This is a genomic window from Cupriavidus sp. F041, from assembly GCF_057814235.1.
This window is the reverse complement of record NZ_JBVASY010000002.1, coordinates 3,029,609-3,052,249: the sequence shown is the minus strand read 5'-3', so window position 1 is coordinate 3,052,249 and position 22,641 is coordinate 3,029,609. Positions and strand designations below refer to the sequence as shown.

23 protein-coding genes are annotated in these 22,641 nt (G+C 64.8%); 9 read left to right on the top strand and 14 right to left on the bottom strand.

The features are described 5' to 3' along the window. Positions 1-423: 423 nt before the first annotated feature. Positions 424-612, bottom strand: a complete 189-nt coding sequence (locus tag ACZY0R_RS31490; RefSeq protein WP_488863933.1) for a DUF7706 family protein — start codon at positions 610-612, stop codon at positions 424-426. A gap of 753 nt (positions 613-1,365) precedes the next feature. Between ACZY0R_RS31490 and ACZY0R_RS31485 the strand changes: the two genes are divergently transcribed. After that, positions 1,366-2,117, top strand: a protein-coding gene (locus ACZY0R_RS31485) for an IS5 family transposase (RefSeq protein ID WP_488859801.1) whose coding sequence is annotated in 2 segments (ribosomal slippage) — positions 1,366-1,683 and positions 1,686-2,117 — 750 coding nt in all. Because the reading frame shifts where the segments join, the coding sequence is not laid out codon by codon here. On the opposite strand, the gene ACZY0R_RS31480 is transcribed toward ACZY0R_RS31485, so the two are convergent. Then, entirely contained in the window at positions 2,048-2,581 is a 534-nt protein-coding gene (locus tag ACZY0R_RS31480) for a replication protein RepA (protein WP_488866282.1), read from the bottom strand. The genes ACZY0R_RS31485 and ACZY0R_RS31480 overlap by 70 nt on opposite strands. Positions 2,582-3,355: 774 nt before the next feature. Here ACZY0R_RS31480 and ACZY0R_RS31475 point away from each other — a divergent pair. After that, positions 3,356-3,943: a hypothetical protein gene (locus ACZY0R_RS31475; protein WP_488863931.1), complete on the top strand. Its 588-nt coding sequence runs from the start codon at positions 3,356-3,358 to the stop codon at positions 3,941-3,943. A gap of 233 nt (positions 3,944-4,176) precedes the next feature. On the opposite strand, the gene ACZY0R_RS31470 is transcribed toward ACZY0R_RS31475, so the two are convergent. The 5 genes from ACZY0R_RS31470 to ACZY0R_RS31450 all read right to left on the bottom strand — a co-directional run bounded on the left by ACZY0R_RS31470 (position 4,177) and on the right by ACZY0R_RS31450 (position 8,793). After that, a complete protein-coding gene (locus ACZY0R_RS31470; protein ID WP_488863929.1) occupies positions 4,177-6,072 on the bottom strand; it encodes a S9 family peptidase in 1,896 nt (631 codons plus the stop codon). A gap of 46 nt (positions 6,073-6,118) precedes the next feature. Continuing rightward, complete coding sequence (locus tag ACZY0R_RS31465) at positions 6,119-7,279, bottom strand: AI-2E family transporter (protein WP_488863927.1); 1,161 nt, start codon at positions 7,277-7,279, stop codon at positions 6,119-6,121. A gap of 148 nt (positions 7,280-7,427) precedes the next feature. Continuing rightward, positions 7,428-7,928: a DUF3318 domain-containing protein gene (locus tag ACZY0R_RS31460; protein WP_488863925.1), complete on the bottom strand. Its 501-nt coding sequence runs from the start codon at positions 7,926-7,928 to the stop codon at positions 7,428-7,430. Next, positions 7,925-8,305, bottom strand: a complete 381-nt coding sequence (locus ACZY0R_RS31455) for a phage holin family protein (protein ID WP_488863923.1) — start codon at positions 8,303-8,305, stop codon at positions 7,925-7,927. Before ACZY0R_RS31455 ends, ACZY0R_RS31460 begins: the two co-directional genes overlap by 4 nt. A 170-nt stretch (positions 8,306-8,475) precedes the next feature. Then, a complete protein-coding gene (locus ACZY0R_RS31450; RefSeq protein WP_324291756.1) occupies positions 8,476-8,793 on the bottom strand; it encodes an ElaB/YgaM/YqjD family protein in 318 nt (105 codons plus the stop codon). Positions 8,794-9,022: 229 nt separating this feature from the next. Here ACZY0R_RS31450 and ACZY0R_RS31445 point away from each other — a divergent pair, with 229 nt between their 5' ends. Beyond that, positions 9,023-9,661 carry a peroxiredoxin gene (locus ACZY0R_RS31445; RefSeq protein ID WP_045236033.1) on the top strand — a complete coding sequence of 213 codons (639 nt, stop codon included), beginning with the start codon at positions 9,023-9,025 and terminating at the stop codon, positions 9,659-9,661. 164 nt (positions 9,662-9,825) lie between these two features. Here the strand turns inward: ACZY0R_RS31445 and ACZY0R_RS31440 are convergent, their stop codons facing one another. Then, the gene (locus tag ACZY0R_RS31440; protein WP_035863960.1) at positions 9,826-11,019 is read right to left on the bottom strand and encodes an acyl-CoA dehydrogenase; all 1,194 of its coding nucleotides are present in this window, start codon (positions 11,017-11,019) and stop codon (positions 9,826-9,828) included. 212 nt (positions 11,020-11,231) lie between these two features. Between ACZY0R_RS31440 and ACZY0R_RS31435 the strand changes: the two genes are divergently transcribed. Next, positions 11,232-12,047 (top strand): IclR family transcriptional regulator, encoded by an 816-nt coding sequence (locus ACZY0R_RS31435; protein ID WP_441624809.1) that lies wholly within the window; start codon positions 11,232-11,234, stop codon positions 12,045-12,047. 51 nt (positions 12,048-12,098) lie between these two features. On the opposite strand, the gene kynA is transcribed toward ACZY0R_RS31435, so the two are convergent. The 3 genes from kynA to kynB are packed head-to-tail and all read right to left on the bottom strand — an operon-like array spanning position 12,099 to position 14,950. Continuing rightward, positions 12,099-12,986 carry a tryptophan 2,3-dioxygenase gene (kynA, locus tag ACZY0R_RS31430; RefSeq protein ID WP_488863919.1) on the bottom strand — a complete coding sequence of 296 codons (888 nt, stop codon included), beginning with the start codon at positions 12,984-12,986 and terminating at the stop codon, positions 12,099-12,101. Between the two features lie 15 nt (positions 12,987-13,001). Further along, positions 13,002-14,258 (bottom strand): kynureninase, encoded by a 1,257-nt coding sequence (gene kynU, locus ACZY0R_RS31425; protein WP_488863917.1) that lies wholly within the window; start codon positions 14,256-14,258, stop codon positions 13,002-13,004. A 35-nt stretch (positions 14,259-14,293) separates the two neighbouring features. Further along, entirely contained in the window at positions 14,294-14,950 is a 657-nt protein-coding gene (gene kynB, locus ACZY0R_RS31420) for an arylformamidase (protein ID WP_488863915.1), read from the bottom strand. A gap of 163 nt (positions 14,951-15,113) precedes the next feature. Here kynB and ACZY0R_RS31415 point away from each other — a divergent pair, with 163 nt between their 5' ends. After that, positions 15,114-15,596 (top strand): Lrp/AsnC family transcriptional regulator, encoded by a 483-nt coding sequence (locus ACZY0R_RS31415; protein ID WP_488863913.1) that lies wholly within the window; start codon positions 15,114-15,116, stop codon positions 15,594-15,596. A gap of 19 nt (positions 15,597-15,615) precedes the next feature. On the opposite strand, the gene ACZY0R_RS31410 is transcribed toward ACZY0R_RS31415, so the two are convergent. Next, positions 15,616-16,062 carry a MarR family winged helix-turn-helix transcriptional regulator gene (locus ACZY0R_RS31410; RefSeq protein ID WP_488863911.1) on the bottom strand — a complete coding sequence of 149 codons (447 nt, stop codon included), beginning with the start codon at positions 16,060-16,062 and terminating at the stop codon, positions 15,616-15,618. A 28-nt stretch (positions 16,063-16,090) separates the two neighbouring features. Then, entirely contained in the window at positions 16,091-16,633 is a 543-nt protein-coding gene (locus ACZY0R_RS31405) for a flavin reductase family protein (RefSeq protein WP_488866280.1), read from the bottom strand. Between the two features lie 169 nt (positions 16,634-16,802). Here ACZY0R_RS31405 and ACZY0R_RS31400 point away from each other — a divergent pair, with 169 nt between their 5' ends. The 4 genes from ACZY0R_RS31400 to ACZY0R_RS31385 all read left to right on the top strand — a co-directional run bounded on the left by ACZY0R_RS31400 (position 16,803) and on the right by ACZY0R_RS31385 (position 21,581). Continuing rightward, complete coding sequence (locus tag ACZY0R_RS31400) at positions 16,803-17,891, top strand: 2,5-dihydroxypyridine 5,6-dioxygenase NicX family protein (RefSeq protein ID WP_488863909.1); 1,089 nt, start codon at positions 16,803-16,805, stop codon at positions 17,889-17,891. A gap of 2 nt (positions 17,892-17,893) precedes the next feature. After that, positions 17,894-18,715 (top strand): alpha/beta fold hydrolase, encoded by an 822-nt coding sequence (locus tag ACZY0R_RS31395; RefSeq protein ID WP_488866278.1) that lies wholly within the window; start codon positions 17,894-17,896, stop codon positions 18,713-18,715. 83 nt (positions 18,716-18,798) lie between these two features. Further along, positions 18,799-20,043: an acyl-CoA dehydrogenase family protein gene (locus ACZY0R_RS31390; protein WP_488863907.1), complete on the top strand. Its 1,245-nt coding sequence runs from the start codon at positions 18,799-18,801 to the stop codon at positions 20,041-20,043. Beyond that, complete coding sequence (locus tag ACZY0R_RS31385) at positions 20,040-21,581, top strand: class I adenylate-forming enzyme family protein (RefSeq protein WP_488863905.1); 1,542 nt, start codon at positions 20,040-20,042, stop codon at positions 21,579-21,581. The genes ACZY0R_RS31390 and ACZY0R_RS31385 overlap by 4 nt, the downstream gene beginning before the upstream one ends. A gap of 26 nt (positions 21,582-21,607) precedes the next feature. Here the strand turns inward: ACZY0R_RS31385 and ACZY0R_RS31380 are convergent, their stop codons facing one another. Beyond that, positions 21,608-22,498, bottom strand: a complete 891-nt coding sequence (locus ACZY0R_RS31380; protein ID WP_488863903.1) for a LysR family transcriptional regulator — start codon at positions 22,496-22,498, stop codon at positions 21,608-21,610. Positions 22,499-22,641: the final 143 nt, after the last annotated feature.

Sequence of the window (22,641 nt, the reverse complement as noted above, 5' to 3'; positions counted from 1 at the left end):
TCCGCAATTGACCACCGGCTCCCCGCGGCGTAGCCCTTCAGGCCTGACGCACGCCTGCGGCGTTTGCCCGAGCCTGAGTAGCCGAAGCCCTGTTTCCTGCATGCCAGGCGCATGAGGGTCGACAGAGGTTCGCGCGCGCCGCGCGCCCGGGTCGAGGCGCACGGGTCCCCGCGCCGCGAGGCGCAAGGGAGAGCGCCGACCCGAAGGGGCGACCCGGATCTGCGCATCTCCGCCGCCAGGTTTTTGGGCTGCGCGACCAGATAACCCCGGAGTGCATGCGCGACCAATTCACCCCGAAGCGCGACCAGATAACCCCGGAGTGGATGCGCGACCAATTCACCCCGAAGTGCGACCAGATCACCGGACGCCTGCCAATCGGTTGCCAAGGATCGTCTCCCGGGCCACCGCCACACCGCCGCCTGGCTACCTTGGTGCATAGCCCACCTCCGCCAGCGCCTTTGCCACCCGGTCAACCGCGGCGCGGATCAAATACGCCTCCTCGTCGTCCACAGCGCAGGCCCGGAAATCCGACCAGGTCACGCGCTTGACGAACTGTGCCAACGCCATCGTGTGCACGTCTTCCAGCTCGAGCTCAACTGATACGGTAGTCATGCCTTCTCCAGATAATCAAACGGAATCGCCACCAGGTCGCCGTTGGCGAACTCCACCAGAGCCACGGCAACGGAAGTACCGCGCTCCGCACCGGTAGAGACCCAATGACAGTCAGGCCAATATCCACAGTTGGCGGACTGTGACTATCAGAGGGGTATATGAAATAACTACTGTATCTGTATAGAGCGGGGTGATTTGCCGTCATACGCCCATCGGATCGGTGTGATTTGCCGTGCGGAAACGGGGCGATTTGCCGTACTTCCATGGGTGATCCTCCGTGGATAACTTGCGGTGTGCACAGGCTTTTCCACCGCAGGAACCCGTTCTTCGGGCGTCTCCAGCATGCGCAGACTGGCGCGGCAAAGGGTGCCCAAATGGTTAGGGTCAAGATGACCATCCCGACCTCGTCACCTTCGGTGCGACGGGGGGTGGTGAGGAGAAGATCTCAAGCCCCCATCTGTGTACCTCTACCCGTGCGCTTGGATAGACCGCAAGTACTTGGCGAAGTACGCGTTTCATCTCCTTGCGGAAGTTGTCCGCGTTTCCGTACTCTTGGCCAAACTGTCCCGTGAGCGCCGACCAAGAGATCCTGTCTGGCCTACTGACATGTACCTTCCGAAGGCGATGCGCGAGCCAGGTGTAAATGTCCAAGCCTAGCGCTGTCCCCCTTAGGGCCTGTTGACAATCAGCAACGAGTGGGCTGTTAACTTGTGAAGAAATCTGTTTACATCCTGTCTTTTGCGGAAAGACAGGATGCCAAGGTTGATGCTCAGCGATGAACAATACGAACGGATCGCCCCCTTGCTGCCCGGCAAGGCAACGGACCCGGGTCGAACGGCGGCAGACAATCGACTGTTTGTCGAGGCCGTGCTGTGGATGGCGCGTACCGGCAGCCCATGGCGCGATCTACCTCCCGATTTCGGACCTTGGAACAGTGTGTACCAGCGCTTTGCCAGATGGTCTCGGGCGCAGGTGTGGCACATGGTGTTTGCTGAGCTTGGGGGCGACGCCGACTTCGAGGAAGTCTTCATCGACAGCACCATTGTGCGTGCCCACCAGCATGCCGCCGGCGCGCCCCAAAAAAAGGCGATCAGGCGATCGGCCGCTCGCGTGGCGGATTGACCACCAAGATTCATGCGCTGGTCGATGGATTGGGTATGCTCGCGCGCTTTCGCCTGACCGGCGGCCAGGCCGGAGACAGCCCCGAAGCGCTGCCTTTGCTTGACGAACTGAAGCCCGCCAGTCTGGCCGCCGACAAAGCCTACGATTCGAACGCGATCCTGCAACACCTGCAGTCCGCGGGTATTCAAGCCGTCATCCCCAGTCGCGCCAATCGTCTTGAACAACGCCCCCTGGACGAGCATCTGTATGCCTCACGAAATTTGGTCGAACGCTTCTTCTGCCGCATCAAGCAATTCCGCCGCGTTGCCACGCGCTACGACAAGCTCTCCGAACGTTTCTCATCGTTCGTTGCGCTCGCCGCCGCATTCATCTGGGTCTGCTGATTGTCAACAGGCCCTAGGGCTAGTAGCGCGCGTTGGTCCAAGGGCACAGAGAAGCCCCTTAGGGACTCGAAATAGCTTTCCGAGAGAAGGACTACCCCCGGCCACAGCGTGCGCTGATCGATTGATCCCTTTGGCCATGCATAGAACTCCTCAACGGGTTGTCCGTTGAATGTCTTTCCCAGATATCCCAACTGCAGCCGACAGGCAGCAAGTGAGTGCATGGCTCTTCGGAGAGCAGCATACCGAGCACCACCTTGATTGCCGTGGCCGAGCTTCTGCATAAATTCCGCAGCACTATTTCCTATCGGAACCTCTCGCTTCTTCTCGCGAATCGCGTAGCTATTGATGTACGAGATGGCCAGGCGCGGCAACACCCCATATGGGACTGTTTGACGCACTGGCCCCCGTCCTTCATCTAGATAGCCGGCGGAAATCGATACCCAGGCCTCGCCCCAACGACGCATAAACTCGGTGGCGGAAACTCCGTTCTCGTCGAAGACTTCACTGCGCGGGAGCGCCACTTGGCAAAAGACTGTATGGGTGAATAGAATTTCCTCAGGCGACGGTGGCTCGCTCGCGATCCTCTCGCCCGCAGAGAGCAGCCGGTCAGCTGCGGTTACGCGTAAGCGTTCAACGCCTCTAGGGGGAAGCACTTGTGGGCGGGTGAAGGGGGCTTGCGCACCGTTCGGACCAGAATCTGACTGATTATCAGTGGTCCTTCCACCTGGGCACGACCCCAACCCCGCCACCATTGGAATACCGACGCCGCCAAATGCATGGGCGTCGGTTCGCGAATCAAGGGCGTCTGGCAAGTGCATGTTGACTGCCCAACCGCCATCCGTTTCAGTCATGCCTCGGCCTCAAACAGCTTCGACAGGTTTTCTTGGTCGACCGATACGTCGGACATTGGCCGGCAGCGCGGGTCCCCCCGTCACTCTCTCAGCCGGGCGAACGAATTCTTGATCGTCTTGGGCTGCCGGTTCCCCCGCTTGTCGAAGCCAGGTGCGCACGGTGCCCACCAGCCAACGGTTGACTCGGCGGCTCGGGAACACCGTAGGTGGCAGCTGACCGCGACTCTTCATCACGACGATGTTCTTTTCGGAGGTGCACAGCAGCAGCGCGAGTTCGCGCGTATCGATCCATGCTGCAGAGTCCATCCTCGCAAATAAAACTCGAAAGTCCATGTGACACCCTGTAAGGTTCTGAAGGCAGGGGTATCTTTGCGGCTCGCGACAGCAGTGTCTAAGGCAGATTTCTGCGCAACGGGATGGGAAGTGAAAACGGACTTAACGACTCAGCGCAGGTTGGCGGCGCAAGCATTGGCGGAAGAGGCCATCGAGTATGGTGCGCAGCGGGGTATGAACCGCGTTTCCATCGAAGAGCGTCTGGGATTGGTTGGCAACCCGCTTGGGCAACTGCTCAGCGAGTATCTGAGGGGGGAGACTGCACCAAGCCTCAGAGGCCTAGTGAGAATGGAAGCAAAGGTTGCGGAGCTAGTGGGCCGACATCCACGCCTCCTGGCGGTTGCTGAGTTCGATCCAGCCTACAGCCGCTTTTATCACGCCGATTTCGACGGGGCGAGGGGATGTTTTGCTCACGAATATGAGCCTAAATCTCCACTTTTCGAGCTCCGGCATCTGGCACGGGCGGACCAGGTGGTTTCCTCGCGAGCGTTGATGAGGAGGATGAGTGAGTCCGATTGGTGCTTCGTACAAATCATTGCGGATGGCACCCCCTTGCTTCCTAGGTTCGATCCACCGCAGAGGTGCCGCAAGCTGCCGGAATTCTGCCGGAATTCAGATGAAATGCTGGGCAATCTGGTGTAGCACCCTGCGACCTCAGAGGCTTGTTTTGCCATGTAATCTTGTGTAGTCTTTCTGCACCCGCCCTGGATGGTTTCCGACTTTTAATCCGTTGGTCGCGTGTTCGAGTCACGCACGACCCACCAGCATTGCGAAAAGGCGTAGCGGGCAACCGCTACGCCTTTTTTGTTTTGGGTCCTGGCCGGGGAAAACGGCTGGGCAGGGGACAAAAGCCTGCCCCCTGGCCAGCAGCACAATCAGCCTTGCCTTGCCAGATGCCTGGCCAGAAACGCTTCCATCGCCTCATAGAAGTCGAAGCGGTTCTCCTCGTTGTGAAAGCCGTGGCCTTCATTTTCCTTGAGCAGGTACTCCACATCGATGCCACGCACTCGCAGTGCCTCGACAATCTGGTCGCTCTCGGCCTGCTTGACGCGCGGATCGTTGGCGCCCTGAGCGACCAGCAGCGGCGTGCGGATCCGGTCCGCGAAGAACACCGGCGAGGCATCGTGCATGGCCTGGCGGTCGGTTTCGTCGTTGGGATTGCCGATCATCTCGTACAGCATGTCGAGCATCGGCGTCCAGTACGCGGGAATCGTCTCCAGCAGCGTGAACAGGTTCGACACGCCGACATAATCGATGGCAGCGGCATAGCGGTCCGGCGTGAAGGCGACGCCGGCAAGCGTCGCATAGCCGCCGTAGCTGCCGCCGAAGATCGCGATGCGCTTTGGATCCACGATGCCCTGCGCGACGAGCCAGTCGACGCCGTCGTCGATGTCGTGCTGCATCGTCTTGCCCCATTGCTTGAAGCTTGCCTCCCAGAACTTGCGGCCGTAGCCGGTCGAGCCGCGGAAGTTGATCTGCAGCACCGCGTAGCCGCGGTTCGCCAGCAACTGCACCTCGGGGTTGAAGCCCCAGTCGTCGCGCGTCCAGGGGCCACCGTGCGGGTTGACCACGAGCGGCAGGCCCTGGGGCGCGGGCTCGCCAGCGGCGGCTACCGGCAGCGTCAGGTAGCCATGGATCTGCAGGCCGTCGCGCGAGGTGAACCGGATCGGCCGCATGCCGGCCATATCGGCTTCATCGAGCCACGGCAGCACCTTGCCTAGCGTGACCAGCTTGCGCGTGCCGCTGTCGTACAGGTAGCGGGTGCCGGCGGTCTTGTCGCTCGACGCGGAGACGATCATGCGGGTCTCGTCGCGCGTGAGGCTGGTGATGTGGTGCTCGTAGCCCGGCAACTGCCGTTCCAGGTCGGCATGGATCTGCCCGGCGTGCGCGTCGAAGAAATGGCGGTGCGTCTTCCAGTCCGTGTACCAGGCGGCGCTCAGCACACGACGATGACGTGAGTAGCTCAGGCCGCCGACGTCGACTTCATCGTGCTCGAAGACCAGCCGGCCTTCCTGTGCCGTCTGCGGATCGAATTCGAAGATCGCCAGCTTGTCGCGTCCGCGATTGGATTGCACATACAACTGCTTGTTGTCGAAGGTGAAGAACAGCGGCGCGACCGTCTCGCGGAAATCGGTAGTCAGGATCGGGCGGAAGGGCTGCTCCTCGGTATCGCGATAGAGCAGGGTGGTATTCACGCCGTCGCTGGCGGTCGCCACGCGCAGGCGGCCGGCGTGATCGGTGCCCCAGCTCATCACATTGCCGGGGTTCTCGGCGATCTGCACCGACTCGCCGGTCACGACATCGACCCGCAGCACATCGAAGACCTGCGGGTCGCGCTTGTTGTGCGACAGCAGGATATGGCGCTCGTCGTCCTCGAGATCGTCGACGATCTCGGCCCGTACGCCAGGGTACGGCGTCAGGTCGACCGGGTCGCCGCCGTCGATCGGCACCGACAGCACGTGGAAGTTCTCGTCGCCGCCAAAGTCTTTCACGTAGAGGATGTGCGCGTTGCCTTTCCAGGCATGGAAGGGCAGGTCACGCTCGGTTTCGCGGGTCAGCGGCCGGGCTTCGCCCAGCAGGTTGCCGTCGGCGTCGATGGGCTGCACGAAAATATTCTGGCGGCCCTGATGCCTGGCCAGGAACGACAGGTGACGTCCATCCGGAGAGATCGAGAACTGGGAGCGGTCCGGCTTGCGAAACAGTTCGCGCACGCTGTAGTGCTTTACCTTCGCGGGTGCCTGCGCACCGGATGGCTCGTGGTTTTGACGCAATGCTCACTCCTTGGTGTGTTTGGGACCGGCAAATACAGCGGCGGGCTCAATCCGTGTGGGCCGCCTCGGGGCGCGCGTCGCCGCGGGCGCCGGCTGGGTCTTCCGGCGGTGCCGGTGGCGTGGAATCCTTGTCCTGGGCCGCATCGCGGCGCTCGATTTCGTCGCGCGTCGAGGTGGACAGGTCCCAGCTGGCGATAAACAGCGCGGCGATCAGCGGACCGATGACGAAGCCATTCAGCCCGAACAGCGCCATGCCGCCCAGCGTGGAGATCAGCACCACCCAGTCGGGCATGCGGGTGTCCTTGCCGACCAGGATGGGGCGCAGGACGTTATCCACCGCGCCGATCACCACCGCGCAGAAGCCGATCAGGATCGAGCCTTTGCCCACATCGCCGGTCAGCAGGAAGTAGATGGCCACCGGCCCCCAGATCAGGGCGGCGCCCACGGCCGGCAGCAGCGACAGGAAGGCCATCAGCACGCCCCATAGCAGCGAGCCCTGGATGCCGAGTATCCAGAAGATCAGTCCGCCCAGCGCGCCTTGCACCGCGGCGACGGCGATATTGCCCTTGACCGTGGCACGGGCCACGGTGGTGAACTTGCGCAGCAAATGCTGCTTGTGCGGCTCGCTCAGGGGGATGGCCTGCATGATCAGCCGTGAAATCTGCGGGCCATCGCGCAGCAGGAAGAACAGCAGGTATAGCATCACGCCGAAGCTGACCACGAACTGGAAGGTGTTCTGTCCGATACTCAGCGCCTGCGTCGCGATGATCTGGCTGGCCTGGGCGGCGCCATTGGTGAGCTTTTGCTGCAAGTCGCCGATATCGAGGAGCCCGAAGCGGTCCAGCACCCGTCCCACCGAAGGCGGCAGCGCGTGCACGGCCTGCTGGAAGTAGGCGCCGAAATTGAGTTGCCCCGACCTGATCTGCTGGTAAACCGTGCCGCCTTCCCGGAGCAGGGCGCCGGTGACGAAGATCAGCGGCAGCACCACGATCAGCATGCACAGCGTCAAGGTGGTCAGCGACGCCAGGTTGCGCCGGCCGCCCATGCGGCGGGTCAGCCAGTTGTTGGGCGGCGTGAAGATGATGGCCAGGATGGTGCCCCAGAACACCGCGCCAAAGAAGGGCCAGAGGACGAAGCAAAAGGCTACCGAGACTACTGCCAGCAGCAGATAGAACGCCTTCTGCTGCATATCCGATCGATGGGTCATTGCGCTGTCCCTTGGGTCAGGTTGGCATCGCGGGGGCGCCGCACGGGCTGCCGCTGGTCGCCAAGGCGCATCGCGCCCGCCACGGGCAAGCGCGCGCTCGAAAGGCAAGGCCAGCGTGTGCCATGGCCTTGCGTCGGGGGTTGCGGTACTAGCGTACCAGCGGGTCGCGAAATCCGGTGTCGACGGTTTCGACGGTGTCGGGCGGAGCCCGCCGGGCAGCTTCCGCGCTGCCTTTCTGCCAGGTTTGATAAACCCAGTAGCCGGCACCTGCCAGGATGCCGAACTTGGAGGCCTTCCACGTCCAGCGCAGCAACGGCGTCTTGCGCAGCAACGGCAGTGCCAGGGACACGGCCGAGCTGAGCAGTGGATATTCCTTGGCCAGGCCCAGCAGCTTGAGCCAGGAAGCAGGCCGGGTCATGCGCGGCAGCCAGGTGCTGAAACGGCCGAACCGGGTTGCGCTGCCCCGTACATGGTGGAGCGCCTGGGCGCAGTCGTAGCGCTCCAGCGCGGCGCGCGTGATCAGCAGTTCCTTGCGGATGGCGAGCGGCAAGCGCACCTCGCGCGAGAAACGCACCGGGCGCTGATGTTCCCGGTGCGGGGTGCCGGCCACGTTCTCCGTGGGCTGGTCTGGCTTGTTCGGGTGGCTCATCGGCGCAGGATCTCCCGGTCTTTGTCGATCTCGGCCAGCGTGGCTTCGAACAGGGGCGGGGCATTGCGCGCCAGGTGACGGGCAAATGCGAGGCAGGCCGCGCAGGCGGCCAGGTAACACGCAACCAGCACGCAGAGGGCTTGCCAGCGGTAAGTGTCCCAGAACAGGATGGCGATCAGTACGGTCAGCGTCACCAGGGCCAGGCCGAAGAACACCAGGCCGAAACAGGCCAGCAAGGCCATCTTTATCAGCCGCGCGCGTTCTTCCGCGAGTTCTACGCTGGCAAGTTCGAGGCGCGTCTGCACCATCGCCACCAATGATCCTGCCAGGTTGCGCAGGGCATCCATAAACTTGGGGGAGGAGGTGGGGTCGCTCATGCAATTCCGGCGAAGGCGTGCAGCGGCAATGCGCTGCACCATCTACAAACGGGAAGCCCCGCCAGCGGTGTCGGACCACTGGCGGGGCATTGCCCGGCACCGCCTCGCGACCTACGGAGGACTGAGTGCGGGGCGTTCGGGTTCATACGCGAGGCTTGCGGCCTTGCGAATTACTTGCGGTTCAGCAGCAGGCCGATCAGCAGGCCAACACCGGCAGCCACGCCGACGGCGCGCCACGGGTGGTCGTGTACATAGTCATCGGTGGCGCGTGCTGCCGCCTTGCTCTTGGTGACTACGGCGTCCTGCAGGTCCTGGGCCTTTTCCTTGGCTTGCTTCAGCAGGCCCATGCCGCGCTCGCGCAGTTCGGCAGCTTTCTCGCCGGTGGTCGAGGCCGCTTGCTTAAGCAGTTCTTCGGCATCGGACAAAACGGTCTTGACATCGCTCATCAGTTTCTCCTGTTTGCGGGCGGTGGTTTCGGATTGTGACATTTTGCCTTCCTCGCACGTTCTCGGGCAGCTTCTCACCCTCTTTACTAGCATATGCGGGGAACCGCCGTGGTTTCAACACCACGAGTCCGACACCGTGTGTGGGACATTGACGCAGACAAAGGTCCTAAGACAAAAAGGTGATTTTGTAGTGACTTTATATTCGTTTGGGTTGGATCGCAATCTCACTACACTGGTTCAACCCGAATTTGCCCCCTTTGAGGACACCCTTATGACACTACGTCTTGGCGACATTGCACCGGATTTCGAGCAGGATTCCAGTGAAGGCCCGATTCGCTTTCATCAATGGCTTGGCGACAGCTGGGGCGTTCTGTTTTCGCACCCCGCCGACTTCACGCCGGTCTGCACGACCGAGCTGGGTTTGACGGCGAAGCTAAAGGGTGATTTTGCCAAGCGCAATGTCAGGGCGATCGCGCTGTCGGTCGATCCGGTCGAGTCCCATCGCGAGTGGATCAAGGACATCGACGAGACCCAGGGTACCACGGTCAATTTCCCCATCCTCGCCGATGGCGACCGCAAGGTTTCCCAACTCTACGACATGATCCACCCCAATGCGAACGAGACCCTGACGGTGCGTTCGCTCTTCGTGATCGATCCGAAGAAGAAGGTGCGCCTGATCATCACCTACCCGGCCAGCACCGGGCGCAACTTCAACGAGATCCTGCGCGTGATCGATTCGCTGCAGCTCACCGATAGCCATAGCGTTGCCACGCCGGGCAACTGGCAGGACGGCGACGACGTGGTGATTGTGCCCTCGCTGAAGGACGAGGCGGTGATAAAGCAGAAATTTCCGAAGGGTTACAAGGCCGTGCGGCCTTACCTGCGGCTGACGCCGCAACCCAACAAGTAAGAAGCGGCCGGCCGGGCGCGCTGCGCCCGGCCGGCCGACCGGTGTTGCACAACGATGGGCTCGCCCGTCGTCTCTCCTTGGTAGTGTGCTTGGCCCGGCTTCGCAGCCGGGCCTTTTTAATTTTCTGCGGGAGAGCGGGCGGCCCGGCTTGCGGGCCCGGGGCTTTAGAAGAAGGCCTGGATGCCGGTCTGGGCGCGGCCCAGGATCAGCGCATGGATGTCATGGGTGCCTTCGTAAGTGTTGACCACTTCGAGGTTGACCACGTGACGGATCACGCCGAACTCGTCCGAGATGCCGTTGCCGCCGAGCATGTCGCGCGCAACGCGGGCGATGTCCAGCGATTTGCCGCAGGAGTTGCGCTTCATGATCGAGGTGATTTCCACCGCGGCGGTGCCTTCGTCCTTCATGCGGCCCAGGCGCAGGCAGCCTTGCAGGCCCAGCGTGATCTCGGTCTGCATATCGGCCAGCTTCTTCTGGATCAGCTGGTTGGCCGCCAGGGGACGGCCGAACTGCTTGCGGTCCAGCGTGTACTGGCGCGCGGTGTGCCAGCAGAATTCGGCGGCGCCCAGGGCGCCCCAGGCGATGCCGTAGCGGGCCGAGTTCAGGCAGGTGAAGGGGCCCTTCAGGCCGGATACGCCCGGCATCAGGTTCTCTTCTGGCACGAACACCTGGTCCATGACGATTTCACCGGTGATCGAGGTGCGCAGGCCGACCTTGCCATGGATGGCCGGGGCCGACAGGCCCTTCCAGCCCTTTTCAAGGATAAAGCCGCGGATGGCTTCCTTGCCGTCGTCGCCGACCAGCTTGCCCCACACCACGAACACATCGGCGATCGGCGAGTTGGTGATCCACATCTTGGCGCCGGAGAGTTCATAGCCGCCCGCAACCTTCTTGGCGCGCGTGACCATGGAGCCCGGGTCCGAGCCGTGGTTGGGTTCGGTCAGGCCAAAGCAGCCGATCCACTCGCCGGTGGCCAGCTTGGGCAGGTATTTCTGCTTTTGCGCCTCGCTGCCGAACTCGTGGATCGGCACCATCACCAGCGACGATTGCACGCTCATCATCGAACGGTAGCCCGAATCCACCCGCTCCACTTCGCGCGCGATCAGGCCGTAGGCCACGTAGTTCAGGCCGGGGCCGCCGTATTCCTCGGGAATGGTGGGGCCGAGCAGGCCGAGTTCGCCCATCTCGCGGAAGATCTCGATGTCGGTCTTCTCGTTGCGGAACGATTGCAGTACGCGCGGTGCGAGCTTGTCCTGGCAATAGGCCAGTGCGGCATCGCGCACCATGCGCTCGTCGGCGCTCAGCTGGTCGTCCAGCAAGAGGGGGTCGGCCCAGTGGAATTCGGCGTTGGCAGCCATATTACGTCTCCTTCGATAGTGCAGGTCGGTGCAGGTCGGGATGGGCAGCCGCGCGGGCCGGCCCTGAATTCATGAATTATCGGCGCATTCCGCGCTCTGCCGAGGACTCTTTGAGTTCCGCATTGCGGAACCTTGTTCCGATGATGTAGTATATCGCAATGCGCGGTCCGTGCAATAGGCGCGCGCCTTCATCCCACCCGCGGAGACTTCTTTTGGCCACCGAATCGCAAGCCACGCCCGCAGCAGATGTCGTCAGCGCCACACCGCGCGAAAGCGATCCCAATTTCGTCACCGCGCTGGCGCGCGGCCTTGAGTTGCTGCGTTGTTTCCGCACCGGCGAATCGATGCTCGGCAACCAGGATTTCGTGCGCCGCACCGGCTTTCCCAAGGCAACCGTGAGCCGGCTGGCAGGCACGCTGGTGCAACTGGGGTACCTGCGCTATGACGATAGCCTGGGCAAATACGCGCTCGACGCCGGCGTGCTGGCGCTGGGATATTCCTACCTTTCCGCTTCCAACGTAGTCACGCTGGCGCGCCCGCACATGCTGGCGTTTGCCCAGGCTTACGGGGTATCCGTGTCGCTGGGCAAGCGGGAGCGGCTGGAGGTGATTTATCTTGAATCGATCCGGAACGATGCGGGTGTGATGCTCGGGCTGGGGGTAGGGTCGCGCCTGTCGCTGGTGTCGAGTTCGATGGGGCGCGCCTACCTGGCTGCCTTGCCGGCGGCCAAGCGCGAGCGGGTGCTGGCGGAGTTTGCCCAGGCCTATCCGGAGCAGTGGAAAACGCAGGAGGCGGCAATGCGTGCCACGGTGGCGGAGGCCGCGACCCTGGGTTACGCGGCGTCATTCCGCGACTGGCATCCTGCCATCCACGCGTGCGCGGTGGCGTTCCGGCCAGTGGGAGAGAAGGAGTTGCACATGCTCAGTTGCAGCGCGTCCTATGGCTCGGTCGAGGAGGCGGTATTCCACGACAAGCTGGCTCCGGCCTTGCGCGCGCTGGCGGCGCGGCTGTCGGACCCGGCGCTCTGAGCGCTCGGGGGCGGCGGTACCGGCCTGGCCGGCACCGCCTAGCGGTCGCGCTTACAGATCCGTGCGCAGCTTCCACAATTCGGGGAACAGCACCACGTCGAGCATCTTGCGCAGGTAGCTGACGCCCTCCGTGCCGCCGGTGCCGCGCTTGAAGCCGATCACGCGCTCCACGGTCGTGACATGGCGGAAGCGCCACTGCCTGAAGGCGTCTTCCAGGTCGACGAACTTCTCGCCCAGTTCATACAGTTCCCAGTGCGCCTCTGGCTGGCGATAGACTTCCAGCCACGCGGCTTCCACCGAGGCGTTTTCGCCGGCCGGCAGGGTCCAGTCGCGCTCGATGCAGGCCGCATCGATGGCAAAGCCGCGCCGTGCCATCAGGCGGATCGCCTCGTCATACAGCGATGGCGTGCGCAGTGCTTCCTCCACCAGGGCCAGGTGTTCTGGCTGGTGTGCATGCGGGCGCAGCATGGCGGCGTTCTTGTTTCCGAGGATGAATTCGATCTCGCGGTACTGGAAGGACTGGAAACCGGACGACATCCCCAGGTATGGACGCATCGCCGAGTATTCCGGCGGCGTCATGGTGGCCAGCACATTCCACGCCTGCACCAGTTGCTCCATGATGCGCGATACCCGCGTGAGCATCTTGAAGGCTGGCGGCAACTGGTCCTGGCGCACGCATTCGCGCGCGGCGCGCAACTCGTGCAGCGCCAGCTTCATCCACAGCTCGCTGGTCTGGTGCTGCACGATAAACAGCATCTCGTTGTGCTCGGGCGAGAGCGGATGCTGGGCGTTGAGAATCTTGTCCAGCGCCAGGTAGTCGCCGTAGCTCATGTCCCTGGCGAAATCCATCTGGGCGTCGTGCCAGCTGGCGTCGTCGCCGCTGGCTTCTTTTGCACCCAGGCCCGCACCCGACATCGGGCATCCTTTGTTGCTATTCATGTTGCGTGCTCCTGCTCAGGTCACTTGGCCACGGGTCTGGTGACGCTCGGCCTTGTAGCTGCCGCTGTCCAGCACGTCGCGCATGATCTCGACCGCATCCCACACTTCTGTGAAGCTGGTGTACAGCGGGGTGAATCCGAAGCGCGCGACCCGCGGTTCGCGGTAGTCGCCGATGACGCCGCGTTCGATCAGGGCCTGCACCAGCGCGAAGCCGTCCGGATGGGCAAAGCTGACATGGCTGCCGCGGCGCGCGTGGGTGCGGGGGGTCACCAGTTCGAGCGGGTGATGGCCGCAGCGTGCCTCCACCAGCGCGATAAAGAGATCGGTCAGTAGCAGCGACTTGGCACGCAGTGACCGCATGTTGGTCTGGGCAAAGATCTCCAGGCCGCATTCGACCATGGCCAGCGAGGTGATGGGCTGGGTGCCGCACAGGAAGCGGGCCACGCCCTCGCGCGGCCGGTAGCCGGGTTCCATCGCGAACGGTGCGGCGTGGCCCCACCAGCCGGACAGTGGTTGCCAGAAGGCGTTGCGCAGTGCCGGCGCGACCCACAGGAATGCGGGCGAGCCGGGGCCGCCATTCAGATATTTGTAGGTGCAGCCGACCGCATAATCGGCCTTCGACTCGTTCAGCGCCACCGGCACCGCGCCGGCTGAATGGGCCAGGTCCCATACGGTGAGCACGCCGCGGGCGTGCGCCATCTCAGTGAGGCCTGCCATATCCAGCATTTCGCCCGTCTTGTAGTTGACGTGGGTCAGCATCAGCACGGCGGTGTCGGCGTCGACCGCCGCATCGATTTCCTCGGGCGCGTTCACCAGGCGCAGCGAGTAACCCTGCTGAAGCAGGTCGGCCAGCCCCTGGGCGATGTAGAGGTCGGTGGGGAAATTGCTTGCCTCCGACACGATGACCTTGCGCTTCGGGTCGCGCGTCTGCTGCACGCGCAGCGCGGCCGCCAGCACCTTGAACAGGTTGATCGACGTGGTATCTGTGACGACGATTTCATCCTCGCCGGCGCCCACCAGCGGCGCCAGCATATTGCCCAGGCGTTGCGGCAGCTCGAACCAGCCGGCGGTGTTCCAGCTGCGGATCAGGCCCGTGCCCCATTCCTCGCTCACCACCTCGGCGGCACGTGCCGCGGCGCTGCGCGGGCGGGCGCCCAGCGAGTTGCCGTCGAGGTAGATCACGCCGTCCGGCAGTGCGAACTGTTCGCGCAGGCTTTGCAGCGGGTCCTGCTGGTCAAGGGCGAGGCATTGCTCGCGGGTCATTGCAGTCATGGGTGAGAGGTTTCCTGGGGGGCGGTTCGGTAGGTTCAGGTCAGGCTGCGCAGCACGGCGCGTACCGGGCTCGCATCGAGTCCGGCAAAGCGCAGGGGCAGCGCGATCAGTTCGTAGTCGGCTTCTGGCACCGCGTCGAGCACCAGTCCTTCAAGGATGGCGAGGCGATGGCGGCGCACCATGTTGTGCGCGTCCATGGTCTTGGATTCCTGCGGGTCCAGCGAAGGCGTATCGATGCCGACCAGCGTGACGCCATGCGCGGCCAGCAGCGCGATGGTTTCTGGCGCGACCGCGCAGAAGCCGGGGTCCCACTGCGCCAGCGGAGCTTGCTGGTAAGTGCGCAGCAGTACCCGCGGCGGCACGCCCGCCAGGGCATGCCCGATATGGTGCGGTTCGACCAGCGGGCTGGCGCCGATGCAATGGATCACCCGGCAAAGACCGAGATAGGGCGCCAGGTCCACTTCACCGATGGGCGCGCCGTCCGCAGCGTAGTGCAGCGGTGCGTCGGCATGTGCGCCGGTGTGCGGCGACAGCGTGATGCGCCCGACATTGACCGGGCAGTGCGCGTCCATCTGCCAGGCGGCTTGCTGCTGGAAAGGCGTGTCTCCGGGCCACACGGGCGTGTCGGGCGAGAGCGGCGGGCTGATGTCCCATAGCTGGCGCTGGATGTCGGGAGCGGGGCGGTTTGTCATTGGGTGGCTGACGCCGGGGGCCGGCGTTCCGGTGCTCTACGTGGAGCGGATGACGGCATGATAGTCAATATTCCGGGCAAGAGGCTTGCTAATTAGCCGGACTGTCGGTGCATATTTCGCATAGAATTTCATGAATGAATGAAGTCATGGAAGAATCTGCGAAATGAACCTCGACCCCATCGATTTACGCATCCTGACCTGCCTGCAGGAGAACGGGCGCATCAGCAACCAGGACCTGGCCGACCGCGTGGCGCTGTCGCCTTCAGCCTGCCTGCGGCGGGTCCGGCTGCTGGAGGAGAGCGGGGTGATCGGCGGCTACCGCGCCTGGTTCGATGCCGAAATGCTCGGCCTGGAGCTGGAAGCGATTGTGCAGGTGTCCATGCGCCCCGAAACGGAGGGATGGCACGACACGTTCAACGCGGCGGTGCAGTCCTGGCCCGAAGTGGTGTCGGCCTACATCATCACCGGCGACAGCAACTACATCCTGAAGGTGCAGGCGCGCAATCTCAAGCATTACTCGGATTTCATCGTCAACCGGCTCTATCGCACGCCCGGCGTGATGGATATCCGTTCGAACATCGTGCTGCAGAGGATCAAGACCGACGGGTCGCCGCTGGCGGTGATCAAGGGCGATCCGTCGTCCTGAGCCGCCGCCCTGGCGCAAATCAGCGCGGCGTGTGCAGCGCGATCAGCCGGCGCAGGGTGTCCTTGAGCTGATCGCCTTGCAGCGGGCCGAAGTCGTCCAGCACCTGCTGCTCGTGCGCGGCGGCTTGCTCGAGCAGTGCGCGGGCGCGGGCGCGGCCGCGCGGAGTGATCGAGACCAGCGCATGCCGGCGGTCGTCCGCGCCGTTGCGGCGCGCGACAAGGCCGCTGGCGGCCATGCGGTCGATCAGCTTGGTCAGGGTGGGTTGCTTGGTCAGCGTGATGTCGGCCAGCGCGCCGATGGTGCAATCCGGCCGGTCGGCCAGCGTGGCGAGCACGCGCCATTCGGGCACGGAGAAGCCCGCCGCTTCCACCTGCCGGTGGAATTCGCCGGACACAAGGTAGCTGGCCCGCGCCAGCAGATAAGGCAGGTAGCCGTCGACAAAAGCGGGCTTGGGCGAATCCGTCATGGCTGCGATGGCCTTGTGCGCCTGCGTTTCAGTCCGTCAGCGGGCGGGTGGTGGCAAAGCGGCCGTCGTGGAACACCAGCGAGTTGCCCGCGTTGTCGTGCACGCCGCAACGTTCCACCTCGCCCACGAAGATGACGTGGTCGCCCTCGTCGTAGCGGCTGCGGTTGTGGCATTCGAACCAGGCCAGCGCATTGGCCAGGATCGGCAGGCCGGTCTCGGAGAGGCGGTAGTCGACACCGGCGAAGCGGTCGCCCTTGAGCGTGGCGAAGCGCTGGCACAGATCGAGTTGCGATGCCGACAGCACATTGATGATGTAGTGCGAACCGTCGCGGAACATCGGCAGGCTGTTGGCGCGCGTGGCCATGCTCCACAGTACCAGCGGCGGATCGAGCGAGACCGAGTTGAACGAACTGGCGGTGATGCCCACGAACGGCGCACCCGGCGGCGAGCCGGGGCCCGCGCGGGTGGTGATGACTGTCACGCCGGTGGCGAACTGGGACAGCGCGCGCCGGAAGTGCAGCGTATCGAAATCGGGAGAGGCGGCCTTGCCGGAGGCCTCAGGCATGCCCATCGTGCGGGCTCCACTGGGATCCATGAAATTTCATATATTATTTGCGCCAGCGACAAGAATCACAAGCACAAGCTAATGCGCCCGGCGGGCGGCATCGGTGGGCAGCCCCACCAAGACTGCCGCCGGGACCATGCCAAGACCACGGCAGGATCGCACCAGGAGGAGACAAATGCTCATCGAGCAAATCGAGCACCGCTGGCTGGCGGCTTTTCGGCGCACCCTTGAACTGTGCGCCCTGACCGCCCAGGAAGTGGTTGGGATTGTAACGGAGTCCCAATCCCGACGCGTCAATGTGGAGTTGGCTGAACTGGCCGTGCAATCGCTCGGCGCCACGCCGGTGCGCCTCCGGGTACCGTCCCCGGCGCTTCAGGCGCCGGCGCCGGTGCGTTCCACCGGGGCCAGCGACGCCCTGCAGCAACTGGCACCCGTGGTAGCCGCCTTGCAGCGCTGCCACCTGGTGATCGATTGCACCGTGGAGGGCCTGCTCCATGCGCCCGAACTGCCCCTGATCCTGAAAGGCGCCGACGGCATCGTGCCGCGCCTGTTGATGGTCAGCAACGAACACCCCGAAATCCTGGAGCGCTGCCTGCCCGATCCCGCGCTGGAGGGCAGCGTGCGCGCCGCGATGAAGCGGCTGCGCGGCGCGCGCGAGATGCGCGTGCACTCGGCGGCAGGCACCGAGTTGCGCGTCGGCCTGGCAAGCGCGCGCGTGGGCGGTGTCTGGGGCTATTGCAACAAGCCGGGCCAGGTCGCGCACTGGCCGGGCGGCCTTTGCCTGGCATTCCCCGCAGGCGGGCAGGTCAACGGCACCCTGGTGCTGGCGCCAGGCGACGTCAACCTGACCTTCAAGACCTACCTGCGCGACACCATCGTCTGCCATATCGAGGATGACTACATGATCGGCATCGAAGGACAGGGCATGGACGCCGACATGATGCGCGGCTACTACGCGGCCTGGGCCGACCGCGAAGGCACGCGCGATGCTTACGCGGTCTCGCATGTTGGCTGGGGCCTGAACCCGCAGGCCCGCTGGGATGCCATGACCTTCTACGACAAGCGCGACTGCAATGGGACAGAGTTGCGCGCCTTCGCCGGCAACTTTCTCTATTCCACCGGCGCCAACGAGGTGGCCGGCCGCCATACGCTGGGCCACTTCGACCTGCCGCTGCGCAACTGCACGATCACGCTCGACGGCGCGAGCGAGGTCGACGAGGGCCGGCTTGCCGGTCCAAGCCCATCCACCAAGGCGGATGCATGAGCATGAACGCAAACACGAATCTCCAGATTTTCCCCAATGGCGTTGCCTTGGTCGCACAGGGCACAGGGCCGGTAGCCGTCTTGATGCTGCATGGCATCGGCGGAGGCAAGGCAGCGTGGCCGGCACAACTCGATGCGCTGTCGCAGGCGGGTTATCGCGCGGTAGCGTGGGACATGCCCGGCTATGGCGATAGCGCCCTGATCGCGCCTTACGATTTTGCCGGGCTGGCGCAAGCCTTGCAGCCGGTACTCCAGGCCGAGCGCGATGCCGGCAGGCGCGTCGTGCTGCTGGGCCACAGCATGGGCGGCATGGTGGCGCAGGAAGCTTACGCAGCCATGCCCGGCCTGATCGACGGCATGGTGTTGTCCGGTACCTCGCCCGCGTTCGGCAAGGCCGACGGGCAGTGGCAGCGCGATTTCGTTGCAGCGCGCACGGCACCGCTCGATGCCGGCAAGACGATGGCGCAGATGGCGGCCGGACTTGTGCGCGCGATGGTCGCGCCGGATGCCGATGCGCAGGCGGTGGCGTTCGCGGCCAGCGTGATGGCAGCGGTGCGGCCCGACACCTATCGCGCCGCGCTGGAGGCGCTGGTGCGTTTCGACCGGCGCGAAATGCTCGCGCGCATCGGCGTGCCGGTGCTGGCGCTGGCGGGCGAGCACGATGCCAATGCGGCACCGGCCGTGATGGAGCGCATGGCGCAGAAGATCGCCGGCGCCGAGTACCTGTGCCTGCCGGGAGTGGGGCACCTGGCCTGCATGGAGCGGCCGGCGGATTTCAATGCCGCCGTGCTGGGCTTCCTCGGCCGGCATTTCCCCGCGCGCTGAATACGGCGCCGCCGGTCAGCGAGCACAGAAAAATACCAACGAGGCATCGCCGCGTGCAAGCGGCGCCCTGGGAGACAACGAACATGCCACTGGACTTCATCCCTGCCGTCGGCAGCGCCGATTTCACCGAAACGCAGGCGCGCCTGCTGACTCTGGCCAACCGGCTGGGCCGCGAACGCTTTGCCCCGCGCGCGGCGCAGTGGGACCGCGAGGCCAGCTTCCCCTTTGCCAACTACGACGACCTGCGCGAAACCGGGCTGCTGGCCTTGTGCGTGCCGCGCGAGTTCGGCGGCGAGGGCGCGGACTTTGCCACCTATTGCATGGTGGGCGCGGAGATCGGCCGCTTCTGCGGCGCCACCGCGCTGACCTACAACATGCATATCTGCTCCACCATGTGGACCGGCATGCTGGCCGACGGTATCGCCATGACGCCTGAGCAGCGTGCCGAACACGAGGCGCGGCGGGAACTGCATTTCGCCCGCGTGGTCAGGGACGGCGCGATCTATGCCCAGCCCTTCTCCGAAGGCTCGGCCGCTGCCGCCGGGCGCGCGCCGTTCGGCACCAGCGCGCGCAAGGTGGAAGGCGGCTGGGTGCTCAATGGCCGCAAGATCTTCGCCTCGCTGTCGGGCGCGGCCGACTACTACGGCATCCTCTGCACGGAGGAGTGCGCGGACCATGCGCCCGATATGCGCGACACGCTCTATATCGCGGTGCCGGGCAATGCCGAAGGCCTTACCGTGACCGGCGAGTGGGACCCGATGGGCATGCGCGGCACGGTGTCGCGCACGCTGCTGCTCAAGGATGTGTTCGTCGCCGACCAGGAGCAGCTGATGCCGCGCGGCGTCTACTACAAGGCCGCGCAGACCTGGCCGGCGATGTTCTTCACGCTCTCGCCCACCTATCTCGGCGTGGCGCAGGCCGCCTACGATTTCACCGTGCAGTACCTGCGCGGCGAAGTGCCGGGCCAGCCGCCGGTGAAGCGCCGCATGTATCCCACCAAGCAGATCGCGGTGGCGCAGATGCGTATCCAGCTCGAGAACATGCGCTCGATCTTCTGGCGCGTGATTCACGAAGCCTGCGCCAGTCCGTCCAAGGATGCGCGCATGCGCCTGTACGCCGCCCACTACACGGTGATGGAAGGCGCCAACGATATCGCCCGGCTGGCGATCCGCACCTGTGGCGGCCAGTCCATGCTCAAGGACCTGCCGCTGGAGCGCCTCTATCGCGATTCGCGTTGCGGCGCGCTGATGCTGCCCTGGACCGCGGAGCTGATCATGGACCGCATGGGCCGCGAGACGCTCTACGAAGCGGGTGAGCGCGACGAATGAGCGAGCGTGCCGACCGGCTCTTCGCCGGCACCCCGGATCCGGGCGCCTTGCTGCGCGCGCTGCATGCGCACGTGAGCGCCGCACCGCAGCGTCCGGCGCTGCATAGCGTGGGCCGCACCATCAGCTACGGCAAGCTGTGGCGGCGCGTGGAGCGCGCATGCGCCCACCTGGCCGGCACCTGGGGCGTGCGGCCGGGCGATCGTGTGGCCACGCTGTGCCTGAATCACGATCTGCAACTCGCGCTGCTGTTCGCGTGCGCCAGGCTGGGGGCCATCTTCGTGCCGCTGAATTTTCGCCTGGCAGTGCCGGAGTTGAGCGCTATCGCCGCGCATGCGGGCATTCGCATGCTGTTCCACGACGCTCCGCACGCGCAGGCCGCGGCGGAGGTGGCGGCAACTGCCATGCATGCGCCCATCGACAGCCTGATCGACCGGCCGGTAGCGCTGGACACGCGGTTGCCGCAGCCGTCGCGGCCGCCCGGGCAGGCACCGCTGCTGCTGGTCTACACCTCCGGCTCCACCGGCCAGCCCAAGGGCGCGCTGCATACGCAGGCGGGCCTGCTGGCCAACGCCCGCGCGAGCTGGTGGGCGCACGGCATGACGCAGGACGACCATATCTTGTCAGTGCTGCCGCTGTTCCATGTGGGCGGCCTTTGCATCCAGACCTTGCCGGCGCTGCTGGCCGGGGCGCAGGTGACGCTGCACCAGCGCTTCGCGCCGGATGCCTGGCTCGCGGCACTGGCGCAGACGCGAGCCACGTTGTCGCTGATGGTGCCGGCCACGCTGCGCGCGGTGCTCGGGCATCCCGGCTGGCCGCAGGCGGATCTGTCCTCGCTGCGCGGCGTGATGGCAGGCTCTTCGCCCATTCCCCGCGCGTACATCGATGCCTTTCACGCGCGCGGCATTCCGCTGGGGCAGGTCTACGGCGCCACCGAAACGGGACCGGTGTCGGTCGTCCTGCGCCTGGACCAGGCCATGGCGCGGCCGGGCTACGCAGGCTGGCCGCAGCCGGAGGTGCGGGTGCGGCTGGTCGGCGCGGATGGCACCGAGATGGCCGATGGCGAAGTCGGCGAACTCTGGCTGGCCGGCGCAAACGTGATGCAGGGCTACTGGCGGCAGCCGGACCATCCGGACTTCCGTGACGGCTGGTTCCACTCCGGCGATCTCGCCCATCGCAATGCCGACGGGTGCATCGAAGTGGTCGGGCGCAGCAAGGACATGATCATCTCCGGCGGCGAGAACATCTATCCGGCCGAGATCGAGAACGTGCTGCTGGGCCTGCCCGGCGTGCAGGACTGCGCGGTGGTCGGCCTGCCCGATCCGCGCTGGGGCGAAGTGCCGGTCGCGGTCGTGGTGCCGGCCGCGGGGGCGGACCGCGCTGCGCTGGCGCAAGAGGCGCTGCGCGAAACGCTGGCCTTGTCCATTGCGCGCTTCAAGCTGCCGCGGCGGGTGGTGCTGCTCGACAGCCTGCCCAAGAGCGCGCTGGGCAAGGTACTCAAGCCGCAATTGCGGGCCATGTTGGCAATGTCGTCCGGCTGACGCGCGCCAAGCCGCGCGCGCGTCTGCTATTGACCCCGCAAGGCCTCCGCCAGGAAGTCCACGAATACGCCGACCTTGCGTTGCAGATGGCGATGGCTTGCATAAAGCGCGTAGATGCTGCGTCCGGCCAGCGCATGCTCAGGCAGCACCCTGACCAGCTCGCCGCGCGCCAGCAACGGCAGCGCGATGAACGAAGGCAGCGCGCCGATGCCCATCCCGGCCAGCAGCATGTCGCTGAGCAGCAGGCTGTTGTTCGCCGAGAAGCGGGCCGGTACTTCGATGCTGGTGGTTCCCAGCGGCCCCTCCAGGTGCCAGCTCCCCGGATAGTCGGCCAGCTGGTAGGCAAGGCAATCGTGGCCGCGCAGGTCCTCGACGCTGCGCGGCGTGCCGCGGGCTGCCAGGTAGTCGGGTGCGGCGCAGATGAACTGCTCGACCTCGCCCAGCCGCCTTGCAATCAGGGACGAGTCCGTCAACGCGGAGCGGATGCGCAGCGACACGTCGAAACCCTCCGACACCACGTCCAGCAGCCGGTCGTCCAGGGTCAGCTCGACCTGCAGCTGCGGGTAGCGCGCCATGAATGTCACCAGGATCGGCGAAAGCACCTTGAGGCCGAATGACAGCGGCGCATTCACGCGCACGCGGCCGCTGATCTCCTCCTTGCCCGCCGCCGTGGCCCGCTCCAGCGCATCCAGCTCGTCGAGCAGGCGGCAGCATTCGGCAAAGTAGGCGCGGCCGGTTTCCGACAGGCTCATGCGCCGCGTGGTGCGCAGGATCAGCAGCGCGCCCAGGCGCGCCTCCAGTTGACGCACTTGCTTGCTGACCGCCGCGGTCGATTGCCCGAGATCGGCGGCGGCCTGGCTGAAGCTGTCGCGCTCCACGACCCGGCGGAAGGTGCGCATGGCCGCAAGCAAATCCATATATTTTCCCTTGGGTTGAATATGTTCGTCTGAATACGCAGATTATCTACCGGAGAATGCCTAATAGGATGGCGACATGGCTTCCACGTTGCCGTGGAAAGCGCCAACCTTTCAGGAGTTCCCATGTCGCAATCCATCCCGTC

Bases quoted from the DNA above. Each gene is read 5' to 3' on its own strand.
- ACZY0R_RS31490 (WP_488863933.1), bottom strand. From the start codon at position 612: ATGACTACCGTATCAGTTGAGCTCGAGCTGGAAGACGTGCACACGATG.
- ACZY0R_RS31480 (WP_488866282.1), bottom strand. From the start codon at position 2,581: ATGCGTCGTTGGGGCGAGGCCTGGGTATCGATTTCCGCCGGCTATCTA.
- ACZY0R_RS31465 (WP_488863927.1), bottom strand. From the start codon at position 7,279: ATGACCCATCGATCGGATATGCAGCAGAAGGCGTTCTATCTGCTGCTG.
- ACZY0R_RS31460 (WP_488863925.1), bottom strand. From the start codon at position 7,928: ATGAGCCACCCGAACAAGCCAGACCAGCCCACGGAGAACGTGGCCGGC.
- ACZY0R_RS31455 (WP_488863923.1), bottom strand. From the start codon at position 8,305: ATGAGCGACCCCACCTCCTCCCCCAAGTTTATGGATGCCCTGCGCAAC.
- ACZY0R_RS31450 (WP_324291756.1), bottom strand. From the start codon at position 8,793: ATGTCACAATCCGAAACCACCGCCCGCAAACAGGAGAAACTGATGAGC.
- ACZY0R_RS31445 (WP_045236033.1), top strand. From the start codon at position 9,023: ATGACACTACGTCTTGGCGACATTGCACCGGATTTCGAGCAGGATTCC.
- ACZY0R_RS31440 (WP_035863960.1), bottom strand. From the start codon at position 11,019: ATGGCTGCCAACGCCGAATTCCACTGGGCCGACCCCCTCTTGCTGGAC.
- kynA (WP_488863919.1), bottom strand. From the start codon at position 12,986: ATGAATAGCAACAAAGGATGCCCGATGTCGGGTGCGGGCCTGGGTGCA.
- kynU (WP_488863917.1), bottom strand. From the start codon at position 14,258: ATGACTGCAATGACCCGCGAGCAATGCCTCGCCCTTGACCAGCAGGAC.
- kynB (WP_488863915.1), bottom strand. From the start codon at position 14,950: ATGACAAACCGCCCCGCTCCCGACATCCAGCGCCAGCTATGGGACATC.
- ACZY0R_RS31415 (WP_488863913.1), top strand. From the start codon at position 15,114: ATGAACCTCGACCCCATCGATTTACGCATCCTGACCTGCCTGCAGGAG.
- ACZY0R_RS31410 (WP_488863911.1), bottom strand. From the start codon at position 16,062: ATGACGGATTCGCCCAAGCCCGCTTTTGTCGACGGCTACCTGCCTTAT.
- ACZY0R_RS31405 (WP_488866280.1), bottom strand. From the start codon at position 16,633: ATGGGCATGCCTGAGGCCTCCGGCAAGGCCGCCTCTCCCGATTTCGAT.
- ACZY0R_RS31400 (WP_488863909.1), top strand. From the start codon at position 16,803: ATGCTCATCGAGCAAATCGAGCACCGCTGGCTGGCGGCTTTTCGGCGC.
- ACZY0R_RS31395 (WP_488866278.1), top strand. From the start codon at position 17,894: ATGAACGCAAACACGAATCTCCAGATTTTCCCCAATGGCGTTGCCTTG.
- ACZY0R_RS31390 (WP_488863907.1), top strand. From the start codon at position 18,799: ATGCCACTGGACTTCATCCCTGCCGTCGGCAGCGCCGATTTCACCGAA.
- ACZY0R_RS31385 (WP_488863905.1), top strand. From the start codon at position 20,040: ATGAGCGAGCGTGCCGACCGGCTCTTCGCCGGCACCCCGGATCCGGGC.
- ACZY0R_RS31380 (WP_488863903.1), bottom strand. From the start codon at position 22,498: ATGGATTTGCTTGCGGCCATGCGCACCTTCCGCCGGGTCGTGGAGCGC.